Origin of the sequence: Hydrogenophaga sp. PML113 (assembly GCF_001777155.1) — a bacterium.
In the GTDB taxonomy this organism is placed as follows: Bacteria; Pseudomonadota; Gammaproteobacteria; order Burkholderiales; family Burkholderiaceae_C; genus Hydrogenophaga; species Hydrogenophaga borbori.
Genome location: NZ_MIYM01000001.1, coordinates 559,555 through 578,960 on the forward strand (window position 1 = coordinate 559,555; position 19,406 = coordinate 578,960).

The window sequence follows — 19,406 nt, forward strand, 5'->3', positions numbered from 1 at the left end:
GGCGGCCGGCGGATCACTGGTCCGGGCAGAGCAGGCGGCCAATGAGCGCGTTCGTGGCCGCGTAAAAGCGCGTATCCGGTTGCTGCTTCAGTTTGCTCAGGAGAAGGCCCACGTCTTTCGCATCCCGGGGCCATGTCTTGGCGCCATGCAGGACCGACAGCAGGGCATTGGTCAGGCTGCTCGGCACGATCTCGTCAACTTCAACGAAATGAAGCAGCGCACACACACCGAGTTCATTGGCCTTCTCGCCGTCGAAACGGGCCAGCCACTCCAGGGCATGGGGGAAGAACTTCAGGTTGTCGTTGGAGAGCACCTCGGCCATGTGATGCCGGTCCGGGCAGGTGGACAGCGGCTTGATGATCTTTAAGGCCGACAGGGGGATTTGGGGGTCGAGCGTCATCAGGTCACTGACCCGGCGGGCCAATGCCCATGCCGTTGTGGCGCTGGCCGCAGGGGCGACGAAGGGTGTACGGGGGGGTGTCGGGAGAGGCGTCAGCGTGAATGGCGGCGGCGGGGTGTGCGGCGGATGTCCCTGGTGGCCGGGCGTCCCTTGCGGAGGCGGCGTATCCCAGGGGCTATTCGGAACCAGGGGGGTGAAAGCCGTTCCAGGGTGTTGTGGTGTTTGCTGTGCAACGGCCTGGTAGAGGTTGTTGGAAAAGAGTGGGGGGGCGTGCATGTCCACCTGTCCGTTCGACGGCATGTCCAGAAACTGCCCTGGCAGGTAGGGGTGGGGAACGGGGCGATTCGCCGGTGGTCGAGGCGGAACCTGCGTCAATAGCCTGGCCTGCAGTTCTCGGCCGTGGCGGAGCAGTTCCAGCTGAATAGCGGTGATCGATTGGTGGCTGTGCCGGTCCATCGGGTGGCCGGTGAATGCCACGGTGTTCCCGAAGTTCTGGAACGTGTCCGCCAGTTCCGTGATGGATTGCAACCGCAATTGGTTGAGTTCGGGTGGTGTGTTCGTTCGACGCGGAGGGGAGTCATCACGGGACTCGGCGCTGCCGCAGGCAATGGGCGATGGGCTGGCGTCGCTGCGCTCTGTTTCGGTGAGGGATTGAATCGGGTGGAATGGTGAAGCGGCTCCGGGCAGGCGATGGCAGTCGGCGCTCTCTGTCGTCAGGCAAAAAATCGGAAGGCTGGTGTTGTTTCCGGCGTGGGGCTGGTGGATGAGGGCGTCCGGAGGGGGATAGATGTAGCGCTGCTGCTGGGTGGTTGGTGGCGAAATGCCGCTGGGCGAGGCGCTCGGTGCTTGTGGGTGGGGGTATTGCGGGGGGTAGAGATGTGGCTGCCCGAAAGGGGAATACGTGGGGGTATGGCGGTTCAAGGGTGTTCTCCGTGATTGAGCGAATGGACAGCGCAATGCGTTTCGTGGCGGGGGGCTGGCTGGGTGTTCCGCGTCGGTACCATCCCCCGCATGAACCTTCCCTTGCTCGTGGCCGGCGCCGGCATCGGCGGACTGGGTGCGGCCCTGGCCCTGGCGCGCCAGGGCCAGGCCGTCACCGTCTTGGAACAGGCCCCCGCGTTCGGCGAGATCGGCGCGGGCCTGCAATTGGGTCCCAACGCGGTGCGCGTGCTGGCCGACTGGGGCCTGCTGCCCGCGCTGCGCGAGGCCGCAGCCTTTCCCGAGGCGCTGCGCGTGCGCGACGCGCGCAGCGGCCGCGCGCTGGGCCAACTGGCGCTGGGCGAGGCCGCCGTGGCGCGCCACGGCCAGGCCTATGCCTGCCTGCACCGCGCCGACCTGCACGCGCTGCTGCAGCGCGCCGTGGCGCAGGAGGCCTGCGTGTCGTGGCGCCTGGGGGCGCGCGCCGAGTCCTGGCGGCCGAGTGGGCCGATTGGGCCGGGCGTGTCGCTCACCTTGGCCAGCGGCGACCAATTGGCCGGCCAGGCCTTGATCGGCTGCGACGGCCTCTGGAGCCGCGTGCGCCAGGGCGGTTTCGACGCCGCGCCGCCCCGCCGCACCGGCCACCTGGCCTACCGCGGCCTGATCCCCGTGGCGGCGCTGCCCGCCGCGATGCGCGACCCCGCGGTGGGCGTGTGGTTGGGCCCCCGGCTGCACGTGGTGCACTACCCCGTGCGGCGCGGTGAGGCTTTCAACCTGGTGGCCGTGGTGCAGGGCGAGGCGGGCGGGTTGGAGGCCAGCAGCTGGTCGCAGCCGGCCCAGGCCGGCGAGCTGCGCGCCGCGCTCGGCCCCGTCGCCGGACCGCTGGCCGACTGGCTGGCCGCCGTGCCCGGCTGGACGCGCTGGGTGCTGCACGACCGCGATCCGCTGCGTGGCCCCGCCGACATGGCGCGCGGCGCGGTGGCCCTGCTGGGCGACGCCGCGCACCCCATGCGCCCCTACCTCGCGCAGGGCGCGGCCATGGCCCTGGAAGACGCCTGGGTCCTGGGGCACCTCGCGCGGGGCGCCACGGCGGCCGACTGGCCCGAGCGCTTCGCGCGCTACGCCCAGGCGCGCTGGGCCCGCAACGCCCGCGTGCAGCGCCGCTCGCGCCGCAATGGGCGCATCTTCCACGCCAGCGGCCTGCTGCGTCTGGGCCGCGACACCGCCATGGGCGTGCTGGGCGAACGCCTGTTGGACAATCCCTGGCTCTACGCCGGCCCGGGCGCCCCGCCCCGGCCCGCTTCCGCGAACCCCTGACAACCGCTGGAGACCCCCATGCCACTGAAGCTCACCACCCGACGCCAAGCCATCGCCACCGGTGCCGCCCTGGCCGCCGCCGCCGCGCTGCCCGCCGCCCTGGCCCAGCCCGCGTGGCCCAGCCGCCCGCTCAAGATCGTGGTGGGCTTTCCCGGCGGCTCCTCGCCCGACCTGATGGCCCGCACCCTGGCCGACCCGCTGCAGGGCCTGCTGGGCCAGCCGGTGGTGGTGGAGAACCGCCCCGGCGCCGGCGGCAACGTGGCCGCCGCCCAGGTGGCGCGCGCCGACGATGACCACACCATCGGGCTGATGATCAACGGCAACATGACGATCGCCAAGATCCTCAACCCCGCCACCACCTACGACCCCCTCACCGACCTCACGCCGGTGTCGCTGATCGCCGTGGCACCGCTGCTGCTGGCGGGCGCGCCGGGCACGCCCGCCGATGCGCGCGCCTTCCTGGAGGCCGCGCGCCGCAACGGCGACAAGTGGAACTACGGCACGCCGGGCATCGGCACGGTGGCGCACCTGGGCATGGAGCTGCTGAAGTCGCGCGCCGGCCTGGGCGCGGTGCACGTGCCGTACCCCGGCAACCCGCAGGTGATGGCGGCCATGATCGGCGGGCAGATCCAGATGTCGCTGCTGCCGCCGGGCCTGGCCATGGCGCAGGTCAAGGCCGGCAAGCTGCACGCCATCGGCGTCACCTCGGCCGGCCGCAGCGCCGTGGTGCCCGACGTGCCCAGCCTGGCCGAGGCCGGCGTGAAGGACTTCCAGCTGGAGATCTGGAACGCCGTGGCCGCGCCCAACAGCCTGCCGAAGGCGCACGTGAACCGGTTGGCCACACTGCTCAGCGAGATCGTGCGCCGCCCCGAGGTGCGCGAGAAGATCCTGAACCAGGGTTGGGCCGTGGCCGGCACCTCACCGGAGGGCCTGGCGCGCCGCATCAAGGCCGACACCGCCGCCATGGCCGACGTGATCCGGCGCAACAACATCCGCCCGAGCTGAGCGAGGGCCGGCGCCCGCAGCCGATGCCGGGGGCCGCGGGTGCGGTCGATCACGAGCGGGCGCGCAGCAGGCGGTCGATCAAGCGGGTCACCGCCTCGCGAACCAGGGCGGGTTGCTGGTTCAACTGGGACATCAGCGGGAGCGTGAAGGCTATGTCCCTGGGCCAGGTGTTCACCTGGGGCAAGGCGCGGACCACGGCTTCGGCAATGGCGTTCGGCATGAGCAGGCCATGTTCGATGTAGCTGAGCGCCGTGTGCAGCGCGAGCTCGCCTGCCGCCGATGGGTTCAGGCCGAGCATCAGGTCCAGCATGTCCAGAAATCCTTGTGCATCCGGGATGCTGGGCAGGGCCCTGCTCAGGCCTTGCCGGTTGGGGCAGGTGGCGAAAGCCCGCAGGGCCTGAGCGACCGGTTGCCGCACGATCAAGCGGCCGCCGGACACCATCGCGTGCAGTTCACCGACGAAGCGCGATGGCCCCCAGGCGGGGGTACGCGCCGGAGAAATGCGCTCTTCATCTGCCTCGCCGTCGGGATCCTCTTGCGTCGTTTCGGTGACCGTCTGCTCATGGCGACGCTTCAAACTTGACGCCGAGGGCGTGCCGCGCTGCGGATACCGAACGCCGACCTGCCGGCGCAACTCCTCAATCGATACCTGTGGTTGGACGCAGGGCTGGGCCTCGTAGTCGTTCAGCCTGTTTTCAATGCGAGCCAGCGCGTCGAGCGCCTCGCTTGGCTGCTTCTTGAAATGCTCAGCGTCTTCGTCGCGGATCTGTTGGATCGCCAGTCGGCCACACGCGATGAGGACTTGCTGGTACGGCCCCAGTTCATCAGCCGGGAACTGGCGGGGCAGTGTATTCGCCAGGTCGATGTAGCGATTGGCCACCCCCATGGCGCTGCGTTCCATGCGCATTCGAACGAGACACATGCAGGCAAACGTTTCCCGCACACGCGAGTTCAGCGGCAGCCTGGCCACCAACCCGAGCACGGACCCCACCCGCATGGGGGCGGGGCCATGGCAGTGCGTCCCTGAGTTGCTGGCCGCCAGCATCTCCACGAGGGCCTGCTCTATCGTCGTGCATTGCTTTAGTTGGCGGTGTGCCTGGCTCTTCTGCTTTTCGTTGATGTGGTGGAGGGCCCTCAGCACCGGTGGAAGGGTGTTGTTCGACGGGTGTGGCCCGGGCGGGTTGTCGTCGGCGGGGGGCGGTGAGCCGGGCGGTGAAGGCAAGGGGACAAAGTCGAAGCCTTGCCCAAAGTCGAACCTCAGGTCGTTCTCCTCCAGCCATGCCAGGGACTGGCTGGTGAGCGTGTTCACGACCGTGTGGTCGGGCTGGTACCCCGGCAGGGGGAATGGGGTTGGCACCACGGTGGGCGGCGCCGCGTGCCGCGCGGGCGGGACCTGCTGCCGTGGCAGGAAGACCGGTGGTCTGTTCCCCGCGGGAGGGAATGGGGCGGTGTGGCGATTCATGGGGACAGAGGGCGCGTGGACAGAGACAGCAAGGGGGTGTGCGGCGCCGGTCAGGCGAGTGGGTAGGGCAGGGCGGCCGGGTGGTCGGGCGTGAGGGGCGCATCGCCGCTGTCCCCGTCGTCCTGAGGGGCGTCCGCGGCCAGCGCCTCGCGCCAGAGCCGGTGGCGCCGGCTGTGTTCGTCGAGCACCTCGGCCAGGGCCTGCGGTGGCACGGCGTGCCGTGGCCAGACATCCATCAGGTGCACGCGGGCGCTGCCCGCTGTCACCACCAGCGACAGCCGCAAGCCCGGGCGGCGCGGGTGCGCCAGCGTGTGGTGCCACAGGCCCTGTGGGGTGTCCAGCTCGGTGCCGGGCGGCAGGCGGCCGGGCGAACTGAGCAGCATCACCTGGTCGTCGCCCGTGTTGCTGATGAGGCGCAGCGCGATGCCGTCGTCGCTGCGCAGCCGCCGCAGGTGGGTGGGGGTGCCGGAGGGCGCGGGGCCCAGAAGCAGTTCGAGTGAGGTGGACATGGGCCGGTGGGGCGAGCGGTGTGACAGCGCTGCCGGCTCTGTGGCGCAGGGCTGGCCGGGGTTCCGGCGTGGGGCTGCGGGCGCGTGCTATGCCCATTTCTGCATAGGGGAGAAAACGGGGCCGGCGGCATCGCCGGCTGATCTAAGCTTCGGCTGGCTGCCCCTGCGGGCGGCGCAAAGGAGGCGGTCATGGGTGCGTACGACGACACCGTGCCCGGCCCGGTGGGCTGGACGACCGAGAACGCCCGAGAGCGGGCACACGATGTGGCGGACACCTTGCTGGCGCAGGCCCGGGAGTCGCTGTCCGTGGGCGACACCGAAGGCGCGACGCAGCGCTTCCTGCGGGCGGCCAGCCTGTTTTCCGCGCAGGGGCTGTCGGGCGATGCCGAGGCGGCCCGGCTGGCGGCCGTGGCCGCCCTGATGAACCACGACCCCCGGCGGGCCGACGAGCTCTGGCAGGGCCTGGCGGCGATCGGCGACAGCTCGGGCGACGCCGCCGCGCGGCGCGGCTTGCTGGGTGCGCGCCTCTCGCGGGCCCTGGGCGAGCGCGCCGAGGCCCTGCAGCGCCTGGACATGGCGCGCCGGGGCGCGCTGGAGGTGCGCGATGCCATCACCTACCTGGACGCCGTGAGCCAGGCCGCCGCCGTGCACGTGGAGCGCGGCGAGCCGGCTCAGGCCTATGAACGGCTGGCCATGGGTTGGGCCACGCTGGTGGACCTGGTGGGGCGCGAGGCCGCGGCGCGCTGGGTGCGGCCGCTCATGCTGGAGCTGCGCGCGGGCCTGGGCGAGGAGGTCTTCCGGCGCGCGCGCGCCGACTGCGAGCGCGCCTGGCGGGGGCCGCCCAACCCCGTGGACAGCCTGCGCGGGCCGCTCTGAGCGGCCTCAGAGGTCGGTGCGCAGGCGCCAGATCTCGGGGAACAGCACCACGTCGAGCATCTTGCGCAGGTAGCTCACGCCGCCGGTGCCGCCGGTGCCGCGCTTGAAGCCGATCACGCGTTCCACCGTGGTGACGTGGCGGAAGCGCCAGAGCCGGAAGGTGTCCTCCAGGTCGGTGAGCTCTTCGCCGAGCTGGTACAGGTCCCAGTGGGCCTTGGGGTCGCGGTAGACGATCAGCCAGGCCTGTTCCACGGCGTCGCTGGCCTCGTAGGGCTGGGTCCAGTCGCGCTGCAGGTGGCTTTGCGGCACTGGCAGGCCGCGCCGCGCGAGCAGGCGCAGGCATTCGTCGTAGAGCGAGGGCGCTTCGTAGGCGGCGCGCACCGTCGCCAGTCGCTGCGGGTGGTGGGCGTGGGGCTGCAGCATGGCGGCGTTCTTGTTGCCCATGGCGAACTCGATGCAGCGGTACTGGTGGCTCTGGAAGCCGCTGGAGCGCGCCAGGTAGGGCCGCAGCGCGCTGTACTCGGGCGGCGTCATGGTGGCCAGCACGTCCCAGGCGTGCACCAGCTGTTCCATGATGCGGCTGACGCGCGCGAGCATCTTGAAGGCCGGCGGCAGTTCGTCGCGCGCGATGTGGGCGATGGCCGCGTGCAGCTCGTGCAGCATGAGCTTCATCCACAGCTCGCTGGTCTGGTGCTGCACGATGAAGAGCATCTCGTCGTGCGCGGGCGACAGCGGCTTCTGCGCGTTGAGCACGGCGTCGAGCTGCAGGTAGTCGCCGTAGCTCATGTCGTGGCTGAAGTCGAGCTGGGCGCGCTCCTCGCGCACCACGTCCTCGGGGCGTTGGGTGCTGTCGTTCATGGGGTCGTGCGGGCAAGGCATTCAGGTCACCGCGTGCTGGCGATTGAACTCGGGCCGCTGCCACTCGCCGCTTTCCAGCACCTGGCGCAGGTGTTCGACGGCGTTCCACACGTCCTCGAAGCCCAGGTACAGCGGCGTGAAGCCGAAGCGCAGGATGTCGGGGTGGCCCGCGCCGTCGCCCGCGCGGTAGTCGCCGATCACGCCGCGCGCGATCAGGGCCTGGACGATGGCGTAGGCGCCTTCGCCACCGGCGCCGGGCCGCCCCAAGCCGGTGGGCGCCCCCTCGGGGGGCAGCGACCCGTGAAGCGGTGGAGCGTGGGGGCTCACGGTGATCGAGAGGCAGACCTGCGAGCCGCGCCGCGCGTGCTCGCGCGGCGTGACCAGCGACAGGCCGTGGCCCGCGCAGCGTTCTTCCACCAGCGCGATGAACAGGTCGGTGAGCGCCAGCGACTTGCGCCGCAGCGCCGCCATGCCGCCCAGGGGTTCGGCCGCCAGCACGGTGGCCACGCCGCACTCGAGGGCGGCCAGGCTGATCATGGGCTGGGTGCCGCACTGGTAGCGCACGATGCCGGGCGCCGGCTGGTAGTCGGGCGTGAAGGCGAAGGGCTTGTCGTGGCCCCACCAGCCGGCCAGCGGCTGCCAGCAGCGCTCGGCGTGCTTGGGGTTCACCCAGACGAAGGCCGGTGCACCGGGGCCGCCGTTGAGGTACTTGTAGCCGCAGCCCACGGCGAAGTCGGCGTCGGCGCCGGTCAGGTCCACGGGCACCGCGCCGGCGCTGTGCGCCAGGTCCCAGACCACCAGGGCGCCGGCGGCGTGCGCGGCCTGGGTGATGGCGGCCATGTCGTGCATGGCGCCGGTGCGGTAGTTCACGTGCGTGAGCATCAGGATCGCCAGCCTGTCGTCCTTCAGGGCCTCGGCGATTTCTTGCGGCTCCACCAGCACCAGCTCCCAGCCTTTGTCCTTGCACAGGGCCTCGGCGATGTAGAGGTCGGTGGGGAAGTTGCTGCGTTCACTGACGATGCGCCAGCGGCCGGGGCGGGTCTCGGCGCTGATGCGCAGCGCGGCGCTGAGCGCCTTGAACAGGTTGACGCTGGTGCTGTCGGTGGCGATGGTGGTGCCCGGCGCGGCGCCGATCAGGCGCGCGATCTGGTCGCCCACCTTGCGCGGCATCTCGAACCAGCCGGCGCTGTTCCAGCTGCGGATCAGGTCGCGGCCCCATTCGGTGGTGACCACCTCGGCCACGCGCGCGGGCGCCGAGCGCGGCATGGCGCCGAGCGAGTTGCCGTCGAGGTAGATCGTGTCCGCGGGGATGTCGAAGAGATCGCGCAGCGCGCGCAGCGGGTCGTTCGCGTCGAGCGCGCGGCAGTCTTGTCGGGTGGTGGTCATGGTGGTGGAAAGGCCTTCGGGGGCTCGGGCCGGACGGATCGGGGTCAGAGCGATCGCAGCACCGCGCGCACGGGGGAGGCGTCGGCGGTGCTGAGCTTCAGGGGCAGGGCAATGAGTTCGTAGTCGCCTTCGGGCACGCCGTCGAGCAGCAGGTTTTCCAGCACGCGCAGGCCGCGGCGGCGGATCACCTGGTGGCTGTCCAGCGTCTTGCTGCTCGCCGGGTCGATGCTGGCGCTGTCGATGCCGATGAGCACCACGCCGAGGCCGGCGAGTTGCTCCACGGTCTCGGGCGCGAAGGCGGGCAGGTCCTGGTCGAAGGCGTCCTGCGGCATGCGGGCATAGGCGCGCACGAGCACGCGCGGCGGCGGGTCCGTCAGCGCGTGCGCGAGGTGTTCGGGCCGGATCAGCGGGCCGGCACCGATCGCGTGGATCACGCGGCAGGGGCCGATGAAGGCGTCCAGCGGCACCTCGCCGATGGGCGCGCCGTGCGGGTCGTAGTGCAGCGGTGCGTCGGCGTGCGCGCCCACGTGGGGGGAAAGCGTGATCGCGCTGACGTTCACCGGGCAGCCGGGGCCGATGCGGGCGACCCACTGCTGCGCGTACGCGGTGTCACCGGGAAACACCGGTGCGCCCGCGTGAACAGGAGGGGAAATGTCCCAGAGCGTTTTCATGGCGCGGCGAAGGTAGCACCGCAAAAATACCCGTGGTGTCGGTTATTGCCAACAGCTGACGGAAAACTTCAGGTCTGAAGTTTCGGGGCGGTGTTCACGCCGCGCCGTCGAGTGGCGGCAACTGGTGCCGGGCGCGGGCGCGGGTGCAGGCCTCGCTGCCTTCCTCGAACTCGCGGCAGGGCGAGGGCCGCCATTCGTAGATGCCGCAGCTGGCTTTCTGGCCCACCCGGCCGGTCAGCGCCGCGCAGCGCGGCGGCGAATGGTCGGTGCCGCGCAGGCGCATGGTGCTGGCGGTGAGCTCCACCGCCAGGCCGCTGGGCACGCTGCCGCCCATGTCCTCCATCTCGTGGACCGAGAAGTCCACGCGAAAGCACGCGCAGCAGGCGCCGCAAGATACGCAGTGGGACATACCGGTGTTTGTCGGGCGAAGTGACTGGGTCCAGGGCATCGCGGAACCGGTTTTGCCGGGCCGCAGATGCCGCCCCCTGGAGGGGGTCGCGCGAAGCGCGGCGGGGGTGGTTCAGTTCCTGCGGCCCAGCAGCAGGTACTCCATCAGGGCCTTCTGCGCGTGCATGCGGTTCTCGGCCTCGTCCCAGACCACGCTCTGCGGGCCGTCGATCACCTCGGCGGCGACCTCCTCGCCGCGGTGCGCGGGCAGGCAGTGCATGAAGAGCGCGTCGGGCTTGGCGAGCTTCATCATGGCCTCGTCCACGCACCACTGGGCGAAGGCCTGGCGGCGTACCTCGTTCTCGGCCTCGAAGCCCATGCTGGTCCAGACGTCGGTGGTCACCAGGTCGGCGCCGCGGCAGGCCTCGCGCGGGTCCTTGAACACCTTGTAGCAGCCGCGGTTGCTGATGCCGGCGAGCACAGGGTCGACCTCGTAGCCGCCGGGCGTGCTCACGTGCACGGTGAAGCCCAGCAGCTCGGCCGCCTGCAGCCAGGTGTTGGCCATGTTGTTGCCGTCGCCCACCCAGGCCACCACCTTGCCGCGGATCGCGTCCAGGGGCTTGCCGCTCGGCGCGGGGCGGTACTCCACCAGGGTGAACAGGTCGGCCAGGATCTGGCAGGGGTGGAACTCGTTGGTCAGGCCGTTGATGACCGGCACGCGCGAATGCGCGGCGAAGCGCTCGATCTTGGCCTGCTCGAAGGTGCGGATCATCACCAGGTCGACCATGCGGCTGATGACGCGCGCGCTGTCCTCGATGGGCTCGGCGCGGCCGAGCTGGCTGTCGCCGGTGGTCAGGTGCACCACCGAGCCGCCCATCTGGTACATGCCGGCCTCGAAGCTCACGCGCGTGCGCGTGCTCGCCTTCTCGAAGATCAGGGCCAGGGTGCGGTCGGGGTCAGCGAAGGGCTGGTACTTCTCGACCGCCTTGAACTTGCGCTTGATGAAGGCCGCGCGCTCGAAAAGGTGCGCGTATTCCTCGGCGCCCAGGTCCTTGAACTGCAGGTAGTGGCGGATGGTGGTCGACATGGGCGCGCTCACTCCGCCAGGAAGGCCTTGACCAGCGGCACCAGGATGGCGGCGATTTCATCGGCCTCGGCCGTGCTGAGGATCAGCGGCGGCACCAGTCGGATCACGCTGTCGGCCGTCACCGACAGCAGCAGGCCGGCGTCGGCCGCGCGCTGCAGGATGGCGCCGCAGGGCTTGGCCAGCTCGATGCCCAGCATCAGGCCCTGGCCGCGGATGTCCTTCACGCCGGCCTCGCCGGCCAGGCCCTTTTCCAGGGCGGCGCGCAGGTGCGCGCCCACGCGCTCCGCGTTGGCCAGCAGGCCTTCCTCTTCCATGATGCGGATGGTCTCGACGCCCGCGCGCATGGACAGCGGGTTGCCGCCGAAGGTGGTGCCGTGGTTGCCCGGCTGGAAGATGTTGGCCGCCTTAGGGCCGGCCACGACGGCGCCGATGGTCACGCCCGAGCCCAGGCCCTTGGCCAGGGGCATCACGTCGGGCACGATACCGGCCCACTGGTGGGCGAACCACTTGCCGGTGCGGCCCATGCCGCACTGCACCTCGTCGATCATGAGCAGCCAGTCGCGCTCGTCGCACAGGGCGCGCACATCCTTCAGGTACTGGGCGCGCATCGGGTTGATGCCGCCTTCGCCCTGGATGGTCTCGAAGAACACGGCGACCACGTTGGGGTTGTTCGCGGTGGCCTTCTTCAGCGCCTCGATGTCGTTCGCGGGCACGCGCACAAAGCCTTCGACCAGCGGGCCGAAGCCGGCCTGCACCTTGGGGTTGCCGGTGGCCGACAGCGTGGCGATGGAGCGGCCGTGGAAGGCCTTCTCGTAGACCACGATCTCGGGGCGCTCGATGCCCTTGTCGTGGCCGTACTTGCGCGCCAGCTTGAGCGCGGCCTCGTTGGCTTCCAGGCCGGTGCTGCAGAAGAACACGTTGGTGAGGCCGGAGCGCTCCACCAGCATCTGCGCCAGGCGTTCCTGGTCGGGCACGTGGTAGTAGTTGCTGCTGTGGATCAGCTTGGCGATCTGGTCCTGCAGCGCGGGCACCAGCTTGGGGTGGGCGTGCCCCAGGGTGTTGACGGCGATGCCGGCGAGTCCGTCGAGGTATTCCTTGCCGTTCGTGTCCCACACGCGGCAGCCTCGGCCGTGCGACAGCGCGATCGGCAGGCGGCCGTAGGTGTTCATCACGTGGGGCGAGGCGACGGGTTTCAGCGCGGCGTTCATGCGGGGACTCTCCGAGGGCGGGCCAGAAAAAAGAAATCGGCTCAACGCCTGCGGGGCAGGAGGGGAGCCGTTGAAGCGCGATTGTAGGCACACGTTTTGCACGGGATCGATGACGCCTGGGCATCGGTGCCATGCCCTGCCGGGGGTCGCCGGGGTGCCACAAGTCTTATATAAGATATAATTCTTGGCTGCCCTCCCGGCCGGCGATCCCGGTCGCCGCGAAGGCCCGATTCCCGCACGAGCCCTCCATCCGAGGCGTACCCTCCACCCGATGGCAGCACCCACGCCCAAGCAAGTGTTCATCCAGGGCATCACCCGCGATGGACGCACCTTTCGCCCGAGCGATTGGGCCGAACGCCTCGCCGGCGTCATGAGCGGCTTTCGCCCCGGCGGCGTGCAACCGGGCAGCCACCTGAGCTATTCCCCCTGGTGTGTGCCCACCGTCGTCAACGGCATCAAGTGCGTGGTGGTGAATGGCGAACTGCGCGAGGCCGAGCCCATGGCCTGGGATTTCTGCCTCAACTTCGCGCGCGACAACGACCTGCAGGTGGCCGAGGCCTGCCTGCTCCCCGAGCCCCCACCCAAGGCCTGACAACGAGCGGGCAACAAAAAAGCCGTCTGACGACGGCTTTTTTGCTTTGCTGGCAGCGCACCCGATTCAAACGGCAGGCCCCGAGGGGCCCGGGCGGCTGGTGGTGAGGCTCAGGCCGCGGCGGCCAGGCCCTTGACCTTCGCGGACAGGCGGCTCTTGTCGCGAGCGGCCTTGTTCTTGTGGAAGATACCCTTGTCGGCGATGGTGTCGACAACGGCCTGCATCTTGGCGAACAGCTCGGTGGCCTTGGCCTTGTCGCCGGCGACGACGGCCTTCTCGACGTTCTTCACCGCGGTGCGGTACTTCGAGCGCAGCGAGCTGTTGGCGGCGTTGAGCTTGACGTCCTGGCGCGCGCGCTTGCGGCCCGACGCCAGGCGGGGGTTCTTTTTCTTCGGCTTGGTGGCCATGGTGTATTCCTTAGGTGTTTGTGGATGTTGCCAGCAAAGCCCGCGATTATAGCCCGGTGCCCCTGGCCGTCCCAGACACACCCGTCGGCTGCCGGTTAGGGGCCGCTTACACTCTGCGCCGTGTCGCTGTTCAAGTCCGCCTCCCTCGTCTCCCTGCTGACCCTGGCCTCGCGCATCACAGGCCTGGTGCGCGAGCTGCTCATGGCGGCCACCTTTGGCGCCAGCGCCATGACGGACGCCTTCAACGTGGCCTTCCGCATCCCCAACCTGCTGCGGCGGCTGTTCGCCGAGGGCGCTTTCAGCCAGGCCTTCGTGCCGGTGCTGGCCGGCACCCGCGCCCAGGAGGGCGACGAGGCCACCCGCCGCCTGGTCGACCAGATCGCCACCGTGCTGGCCTGGGTGCTGCTGGCCACCTGCGTGCTGGGCGTGCTGGCCGCGCCGGTGCTGGTCTACGCCATGGCGGCCGGGCTCAAGCAGTCGCCCGAGGGCTTCGACGCCGCCGTGGTCATGACGCGCTGGATGTTCCCCTACATCGGCTTCATGTCCTTCGTGGCGCTGGCGGCCGGCATCCTGAACACCTGGAAGCGCTTTGCGGTGCCAGCGGCCACGCCGGTGCTGCTCAACCTGGCCATGATCGCCGCCGCCTGGTTCGGCGCCCCCTGGTTCGAGCGCCTGGGCCTGCCGCCCATCTACGCCATGGCCGGCGGCGTGCTGCTGGGCGGAGCGCTGCAGCTGGGCGCGCAGGTGCCCGCGCTGCACCGCCTGGGCCTGTGGCCGCGGGTGGGGCTGGGCTGGGGCGCGGTCAAGGCCGCCTGGAACCACCCGGGCACGCGCCGGGTGCTCACGCTCATGCTGCCGGCGCTGCTGGGCGTGAGCGTGGCCCAGCTGTCGCTGCTGATCAACACCCAGATCGCCTCGCACCTGGCCGTGGGCAGCGTGAGCTGGCTCACCTACGCCGACCGCCTGATGGAGTTCCCCACGGCCCTGCTGGGCGTGGCCCTGGGGGTGGTGCTGCTGCCGCAATTGTCGGCCGCGCAGGCTGCAGGCGACACAGATCGCTACAGCGGCCTGCTCGACTGGGGTCTGCGCCTGGTCGTCCTGCTGGCCGTGCCCTGCGCGGTGGCGCTGCTCACCTTTGCCCAGCCGCTGGTCGCGGTGCTCTACCACTACGGCCGCTTCGGCGCGGCCGACGTGCAGCAGACCGCCACCGCCCTGATGGGCTACGGGGCGGGCTTGATCGGGCTGATCGCCATCAAGGTGCTGGCGCCGGGCTTCTACGCGCGCCAGGACATCCGTACGCCGGTGAAGATCGCCATTGGGGTGCTCGTGCTCACGCAGGCGCTCAACCTGGTGCTGGTGCCGCACCTGGCGCACGCCGGGCTGGCGCTGGCCATTGGCTTGGGGGCGCTGGTGAACGCGGCGTTCCTGCTGATGGGTCTGCGCCGGCGTGGCGCCTACCGGCCGGCGCCGGGCTGGGCGAAGTTCGGCCTGCAGGTACTGGCGGCCAGCGTGCTGCTGGCGGTCTACCTCACCTGGCTGTCGGCGCGGGTGGGCTGGCTGGGGTTCGAGGGCGCCGCGCTGCAGCGCGTGGGCCTGCTGGCCTTGGGCATCGTGGGGGCGGGCGCCTTGTATTTCGGGGCCTTGGTTCTCTCGGGCTTGAACTTGCGCCAGTTCGTCCGACAATAGCTGGACCGCACCCGCCGGCGCTCCGTCCATGGCCCTTCCGTACGAGTTCACCGCGCCCACGCCCCTGAGCTACTTCGCGTCGCTCGTGCGTGACGACGAGGCCCTGCCGCTGTTCGAGGCGGCGGCCGCGGTGGCGCAGGACGAATACCCCGATCTGGACGTGCAGCAGGTGCTGGGCGACGTGGACCAGATGCTTGCGCGCGTGAGGCGCCGCTGCCCCGACGACGCCGGCCCGCTGCAGCGCCTGCGCGTGCTCAACCAGTTCTTCTTCCGCGACATGGGGTTCGGCGGCAACGTCAACAACTACTACGACCCCGACAACAGCTACCTCAACGCGGTGTTGCGCACGCGCCGGGGCATCCCCATCTCGCTGGCCGTGCTCTGGCTGGAGCTGGCCCAGGGCCTGGGCCTGAAGGCGCGAGGCGTCAATTTCCCCGGGCATTTCATGATCAAGATCAACCTGCCCAACGGGCAGGTGGTGATCGACCCGTTCACCGGCCAGTCGCTCAGCCGCGAGGACCTGTCCGAGCGCCTGGAGCCCTACAAGCGCCGCAACGGCCTGGTGGACGACTTCGACGTGCCCGTGGGCCTCTACCTGCAGGCGGCCACGCCGCGCGAGATCCTGGCGCGGCTGCTGCGCAACCTCAAGGAAATCCACCGCACGCAGTCCGACTGGCTGCGCCTGGTGGCCGTGCAGGACCGCCTGATCGTGCTGCTGCCCGAGGCCTGGGTGGAGTACCGCGACCGCGGCCTGGCCTGGGCCGAGATCGGCGATCTGCGGCTGGCGGTGAACGACCTCGAGACCTTCGTCGACCGCACCGACGACGCCCTGGAGCGCAGCGCCATCGAGCAGCGCCTGCAGACCCTGCGGCGCGCCATGAACTGAGGGCCTGGTCCCGTATCGGCGTGTAAGCGCGGTTGACGCGCCGCATGAGCTGCAACGAATATCGACGCAGAGCCGGGCTTCACCGCAGCCTGGACCCGGAGCCCTTTCCTTGAAAACACTGATGATCGCGGGCGCCACCGGCCTGGTGGGCAGCCACGCGCTGCGCCAGGCGCTGGCGCATCCTCAGGTGCGGCTGGTGGTGGCGCCCACCCGGCGCGCCTTGCCCACGCACCCCAAGCTGCTGAACCCCCTCGTGAGCTTCGACCGGCTGCCCGAAGACGCCGAGTGGTGGGGCGTGAACGCGGTGATCTGCACGATCGGCACCACCATGAAGGCGGCCGGCTCGCGCGAGGCCTTCTACCGCGTGGACCACGACCTGCCGCTGCGCGTGGCCGAGCTGGCGCTGCGCCAGGGCACGCAGGCCTACGCCTTCAATTCGGCGCTGGGGGCGGACCTGCGTTCGCGGGTGTTCTATTCCCGCACCAAGGGCGAGGTGGAGCGCGACCTGCTGGCGCTGGGCTATCCCTCGCTCACGCTGGTGCGCCCGGGCCTGATCGGCGGTGACCGTGTGGAAGACCGCCCGCGCGAGCGCCTGTTCCTGCGCCTGGCCGAGGCCCTGCGGCCGGTGCTGCCGCGGCGCTGGCGCGTGGTGCAGGCCGAGGCCATCGCCCGCACGCTGCTGGAATCGGCGCTGACGGCCACGCCGGGTGTGCGGGTGGTGATGTCCGAGGACATCACCTAGGCGCGGCGGTCTCTCAGGCCACGACCACGGCCGCCCCGGTGCCGCGCGGCGCGATGCGGCCGATGGCGTGCACGGTTTCGCCCAGGCCGCGCAGCGTGGCGGCGCAGGCCTCGGCCTGGTCGGCGGCGATCACCACCACCATGCCGATGCCGTTGTTGAAGGTGCGGTTCATCTCGATGTCGTCGATGCCCGCGGTCTTCTGCAGCCAGGCAAACAGCTCGGTCTGCGGCCAACTGCCCTTGACCAGGTGCGCGGCCAGGGCATCGGGCAGCACGCGCGGGATGTTCTCCAGCAGGCCGCCGCCGGTGATGTGGGCCAGGGCCTTGATGGGGTGTTGCTGCAGCGCGGCCAGCACGTTCTTCACATACAGGCGGGTGGGCTTCATCACCGCCTCGCGGAAGGGCAGGCCGTCCAGCGTGGCGGGCAGGTTCGAGCCCGCGCGCTCGATGCACTTGCGCACCAGCGAGAAGCCGTTGGAGTGCACGCCGTGCGAGGCCAGGCCCAGCACCACGTCGCCTTCGGCCACGGTCTTGCCCGTGAGAATCTTGGATTTCTCCACCGCGCCCACGCAGAAGCCGGCCAGGTCGTACTCGCCAGCGGGGTACATGCCGGGCATCTCGGCGGTCTCGCCGCCGATGAGGGCGCAGCCCGAGAGTTCGCAGCCCTTGGCGATGCCGCCAACCACGGCCGCGGCGGTGTCCACGTCGAGCTTGCCGCAGGCGAAGTAGTCGAGAAAAAACAGCGGTTCGGCGCCTTGCACCAGCACGTCGTTCACGCTCATGCCCACCAGGTCGATGCCCACGGTGTCGTGCATATTCCATTCGAAGGCCAGCTTCAGCTTGGTGCCCACGCCGTCGGTGCCGCTCACCAGCACCGGCTCCTGGTAGCGCTTGGGCACTTCGAACAGGGCGCCGAAGCCCCCGATGCCGCCCAGCACGCCCTCGCGCAGGGTCTTTTTCGCCAGCGGCTTGATGCGCTCGACCAGGGCGTCGCCCGCATCGATGTCGACGCCGGCGTCTTTGTAGGACAGGGGGGTGGTGCTCATGGGGAAAGGCGCGGCGGCGGGGCCGCGGGCAGTGGTCGGGCGGGGGGGAGGGCGGATACCCGGGGCGCCCGGGGGCGCGCCGATAGAATCCAGAACCGGATTTTACGGGCTCGCCCCGGGCCCCAGGCCCGCCACCGAGCCCCGCCCCATGACCTTCACCCCCACCCAGATCCGCATCGCCGCCTGGACCGCCATCGCGCTGGTCCTGGTCCTGCTGCTCACGCTGCTGGCGCCCGTGCTCATGCCCTTCATGGTGGCCTTGATCATGGCCTACGCCATGCACCCCCTGGTGGAGCGCCTGGCCGGGCGCGGCTGGCCGCGCTGGCTCGGGGCCGGGCTGTCGGTGGCGCTGCTGATGCTGGTGCTGCTGGCGGTGGTGCTGCTCATCGTGCCGGTCATCACCCAGCAGGTGCCGCTGCTGAGCAAGCAGGTGCCGGTGTTGCTGGACCGCCTGGCCGACGGCCTGAGCGCGCTGGCGGCGCGCTTCGGTTTCGAGTTGCGCCTGGACATCAGCCAGCTGCGCCAATGGGCCAGCCAGCTCATGAGCGGCAAGGAGAGCGAGCTGCTGGCGGGCCTGTTGTCCTCGCTGCGCATCGGCGGCAGCGCCCTGGCGGCGCTGTTCGGCAATCTGTTCCTCATGCCCATCGTGGCCTTCTACCTGCTGATCGACTGGCGCGCCCTCATGGGCCGGGGCCGCGCGCTGGTGCCGCCGCGCTGGCGCGAGTCGGTCCAGGGCTTCCTGGACGAGACCGATGGCGTGCTCGGCAGGTACCTGCGCGGCCAGCTCATGGTGATGGGCATCCTGGCGGTGTTCTATTCCGCGGGCCTGGCGCTGGTGGGGCTCAACCTGGCGCTGCCCATCGGCGTGTTCACCGGCCTGGCCACCTTCGTGCCTTTCCTGGGCTTTGGCGTGGGACTGGTGCTGGCCGTGCTGGCGGCGCTGCTGGAGTTCCAGTCCTTCACCGGCGTGGCGCTGGTGTTCGGCGTCTACATGCTGGGCCAGCTCGTGGAGAGCTACTACTTCACCCCGCGCCTGGTGGGCGAGGCGATCGGCCTGCACCCGATCTCGGTGATCTTCGCGCTGCTGGCCTTCGGCCACCTGTTCGGCTTCGTGGGCGTGCTCATCGCGCTGCCGGCCAGCGCGGTGCTGCTGGTGGCGCTGCGCCGGCTCAAGCGCCAGTACCTGTCGAGCGACCTGTACCTCAAGGCGCCGGTCGGCCACAACGAACCACCGCGTTTGCCATGAGTGCGTCGCCCGGCCAGCCCATGAAGCAGCTCGCGCTGGACATCGGCCTGGCGCCGCTGCCCACGCTGGACAACTTCGTGGGCGTGGGCAACGAGGCCGCGCTGGCCCACCTGCGCCTGTGGGTGCCCAACCCCCTGCGCTCGCCGGTGCCCACCTTCCTGTGGGGCGAGAGCGGCAGCGGCAAGACGCACCTGCTGCGCGCCGTGCGCGAGGCGCTGCGCGAGCAGGGCTCGCGCGTGGGCTGGATGGACGCCAGCACCCTGGACCCGGCCGAGTACGACGAGCACTGGGACGCGGTGCTGCTCGACGACACCCACCTCTACACGGCGGCCCAGCAGGCCATGGCTTTCAACTGGTTCGTCAACGCCCAGACCCCGGCCCATGGCCCGGCGCGCTGGGTGCTGGCCGCGGGTGACCGCCCGCCGGCCGACCTGGTGCTGCGCGAGGACCTGCGCACCCGCCTCGGCTGGGGCCATGTGTTCCAGCTGCGCGCGCTCGGCGAGACCGAGCGGCGCGCCGTGCTGCGCCGCGCCGCCGACGAGCGCGGCGTCTTCCTCGGCGACGAGGTGATGGACTTCATGCTCAAGCGCTTCTCGCGCGACCTCTCCAGCCTGATGCTGCTGCTCGAGCGGCTCGACGGCTACGCGCTGCGCACGCAGCGCGCGATCACCATCCCGCTCATCAAATCCATGCTGGAAGACGAGTGAGCGGGCATTCC

The 19,406-nt window shown here is 70.5% G+C and carries 20 protein-coding genes; 9 read left to right on the forward strand and 11 right to left on the reverse strand.

Features of this window, described 5'->3' with window-relative positions; genetic code table 11:
- Positions 1–13: 13 nt before the first annotated feature.
- Positions 14–1,321 carry a hypothetical protein gene (locus BHU06_RS22340; RefSeq protein ID WP_139146927.1) on the reverse strand — a complete coding sequence of 436 codons (1,308 nt, stop codon included), beginning with the start codon at positions 1,319–1,321 and terminating at the stop codon, positions 14–16.
- Positions 1,322–1,411: 90 nt separating this feature from the next.
- On the opposite strand from BHU06_RS22340, the gene BHU06_RS02590 reads away from it, so the two are divergent.
- Entirely contained in the window at positions 1,412–2,635 is a 1,224-nt protein-coding gene (locus tag BHU06_RS02590; protein WP_070397563.1) for an FAD-dependent monooxygenase, read from the forward strand.
- A gap of 18 nt (positions 2,636–2,653) precedes the next feature.
- A complete protein-coding gene (locus tag BHU06_RS02595) occupies positions 2,654–3,640 on the forward strand; it encodes a tripartite tricarboxylate transporter substrate binding protein (protein WP_070397564.1) in 987 nt (328 codons plus the stop codon).
- 49 nt (positions 3,641–3,689) lie between these two features.
- Here the strand turns inward: BHU06_RS02595 and BHU06_RS02600 are convergent, their stop codons facing one another.
- A complete protein-coding gene (locus BHU06_RS02600) occupies positions 3,690–4,949 on the reverse strand; it encodes a hypothetical protein (RefSeq protein WP_139146928.1) in 1,260 nt (419 codons plus the stop codon).
- A gap of 203 nt (positions 4,950–5,152) precedes the next feature.
- Positions 5,153–5,611 carry a hypothetical protein gene (locus BHU06_RS02605; protein ID WP_070397566.1) on the reverse strand — a complete coding sequence of 153 codons (459 nt, stop codon included), beginning with the start codon at positions 5,609–5,611 and terminating at the stop codon, positions 5,153–5,155.
- 189 nt (positions 5,612–5,800) lie between these two features.
- Between BHU06_RS02605 and BHU06_RS02610 the strand changes: the two genes are divergently transcribed.
- The gene (locus BHU06_RS02610) at positions 5,801–6,487 is read left to right on the forward strand and encodes a hypothetical protein (RefSeq protein WP_070397567.1); all 687 of its coding nucleotides are present in this window, start codon (positions 5,801–5,803) and stop codon (positions 6,485–6,487) included.
- A 6-nt stretch (positions 6,488–6,493) separates the two neighbouring features.
- On the opposite strand, the gene kynA is transcribed toward BHU06_RS02610, so the two are convergent.
- The 6 genes from kynA to BHU06_RS02640 all read right to left on the reverse strand — a co-directional run bounded on the left by kynA (position 6,494) and on the right by BHU06_RS02640 (position 12,084).
- The gene (gene kynA / locus BHU06_RS02615; RefSeq protein WP_175442782.1) at positions 6,494–7,345 is read right to left on the reverse strand and encodes a tryptophan 2,3-dioxygenase; all 852 of its coding nucleotides are present in this window, start codon (positions 7,343–7,345) and stop codon (positions 6,494–6,496) included.
- Positions 7,346–7,366: 21 nt separating this feature from the next.
- Positions 7,367–8,731 (reverse strand): kynureninase, encoded by a 1,365-nt coding sequence (kynU, locus tag BHU06_RS02620; RefSeq protein ID WP_070397569.1) that lies wholly within the window; start codon positions 8,729–8,731, stop codon positions 7,367–7,369.
- A 44-nt stretch (positions 8,732–8,775) separates the two neighbouring features.
- On the reverse strand, positions 8,776–9,402 hold the full coding sequence (gene kynB / locus BHU06_RS02625; RefSeq protein ID WP_070397570.1) for an arylformamidase: 627 nt from the start codon (positions 9,400–9,402) through the stop codon (positions 8,776–8,778).
- Positions 9,403–9,496: 94 nt separating this feature from the next.
- On the reverse strand, positions 9,497–9,811 hold the full coding sequence (locus tag BHU06_RS02630; RefSeq protein WP_070397571.1) for a YkgJ family cysteine cluster protein: 315 nt from the start codon (positions 9,809–9,811) through the stop codon (positions 9,497–9,499).
- A 111-nt stretch (positions 9,812–9,922) separates the two neighbouring features.
- Positions 9,923–10,876 (reverse strand): ornithine carbamoyltransferase, encoded by a 954-nt coding sequence (argF, locus tag BHU06_RS02635; protein WP_070397572.1) that lies wholly within the window; start codon positions 10,874–10,876, stop codon positions 9,923–9,925.
- 8 nt (positions 10,877–10,884) lie between these two features.
- On the reverse strand, positions 10,885–12,084 hold the full coding sequence (locus BHU06_RS02640; protein ID WP_070397573.1) for an aspartate aminotransferase family protein: 1,200 nt from the start codon (positions 12,082–12,084) through the stop codon (positions 10,885–10,887).
- Between the two features lie 271 nt (positions 12,085–12,355).
- Here BHU06_RS02640 and BHU06_RS02645 point away from each other — a divergent pair, with 271 nt between their 5' ends.
- Complete coding sequence (locus BHU06_RS02645; RefSeq protein ID WP_070397574.1) at positions 12,356–12,676, forward strand: DUF3579 domain-containing protein; 321 nt, start codon at positions 12,356–12,358, stop codon at positions 12,674–12,676.
- A gap of 110 nt (positions 12,677–12,786) precedes the next feature.
- On the opposite strand, the gene rpsT is transcribed toward BHU06_RS02645, so the two are convergent.
- The gene (gene rpsT / locus BHU06_RS02650; protein ID WP_070397575.1) at positions 12,787–13,083 is read right to left on the reverse strand and encodes a 30S ribosomal protein S20; all 297 of its coding nucleotides are present in this window, start codon (positions 13,081–13,083) and stop codon (positions 12,787–12,789) included.
- A gap of 120 nt (positions 13,084–13,203) precedes the next feature.
- On the opposite strand from rpsT, the gene murJ reads away from it, so the two are divergent.
- The 3 genes from murJ (at position 13,204) to BHU06_RS02665 (ending at position 16,397) form a co-directional block, all read left to right on the forward strand.
- The gene (gene murJ / locus BHU06_RS02655; RefSeq protein WP_070397576.1) at positions 13,204–14,769 is read left to right on the forward strand and encodes a murein biosynthesis integral membrane protein MurJ; all 1,566 of its coding nucleotides are present in this window, start codon (positions 13,204–13,206) and stop codon (positions 14,767–14,769) included.
- Between the two features lie 28 nt (positions 14,770–14,797).
- The gene (locus BHU06_RS02660; protein ID WP_070397577.1) at positions 14,798–15,655 is read left to right on the forward strand and encodes a SirB1 family protein; all 858 of its coding nucleotides are present in this window, start codon (positions 14,798–14,800) and stop codon (positions 15,653–15,655) included.
- Between the two features lie 121 nt (positions 15,656–15,776).
- Complete coding sequence (locus BHU06_RS02665; protein ID WP_070397578.1) at positions 15,777–16,397, forward strand: NAD-dependent epimerase/dehydratase family protein; 621 nt, start codon at positions 15,777–15,779, stop codon at positions 16,395–16,397.
- A gap of 13 nt (positions 16,398–16,410) precedes the next feature.
- Here BHU06_RS02665 and purM read toward each other — a convergent pair whose 3' ends face one another.
- On the reverse strand, positions 16,411–17,442 hold the full coding sequence (gene purM, locus BHU06_RS02670) for a phosphoribosylformylglycinamidine cyclo-ligase (protein ID WP_070397579.1): 1,032 nt from the start codon (positions 17,440–17,442) through the stop codon (positions 16,411–16,413).
- 148 nt (positions 17,443–17,590) lie between these two features.
- Between purM and BHU06_RS02675 the strand changes: the two genes are divergently transcribed.
- Both BHU06_RS02675 and hda read left to right on the forward strand, forming a co-directional pair.
- Positions 17,591–18,688, forward strand: coding sequence for an AI-2E family transporter (locus tag BHU06_RS02675; protein WP_070397580.1), 1,098 nt, complete (start codon positions 17,591–17,593; stop codon positions 18,686–18,688).
- A gap of 20 nt (positions 18,689–18,708) precedes the next feature.
- A complete protein-coding gene (gene hda, locus BHU06_RS02680) occupies positions 18,709–19,395 on the forward strand; it encodes a DnaA regulatory inactivator Hda (RefSeq protein ID WP_070397581.1) in 687 nt (228 codons plus the stop codon).
- The last annotated feature ends 11 nt before the right edge of the window (positions 19,396–19,406 follow it).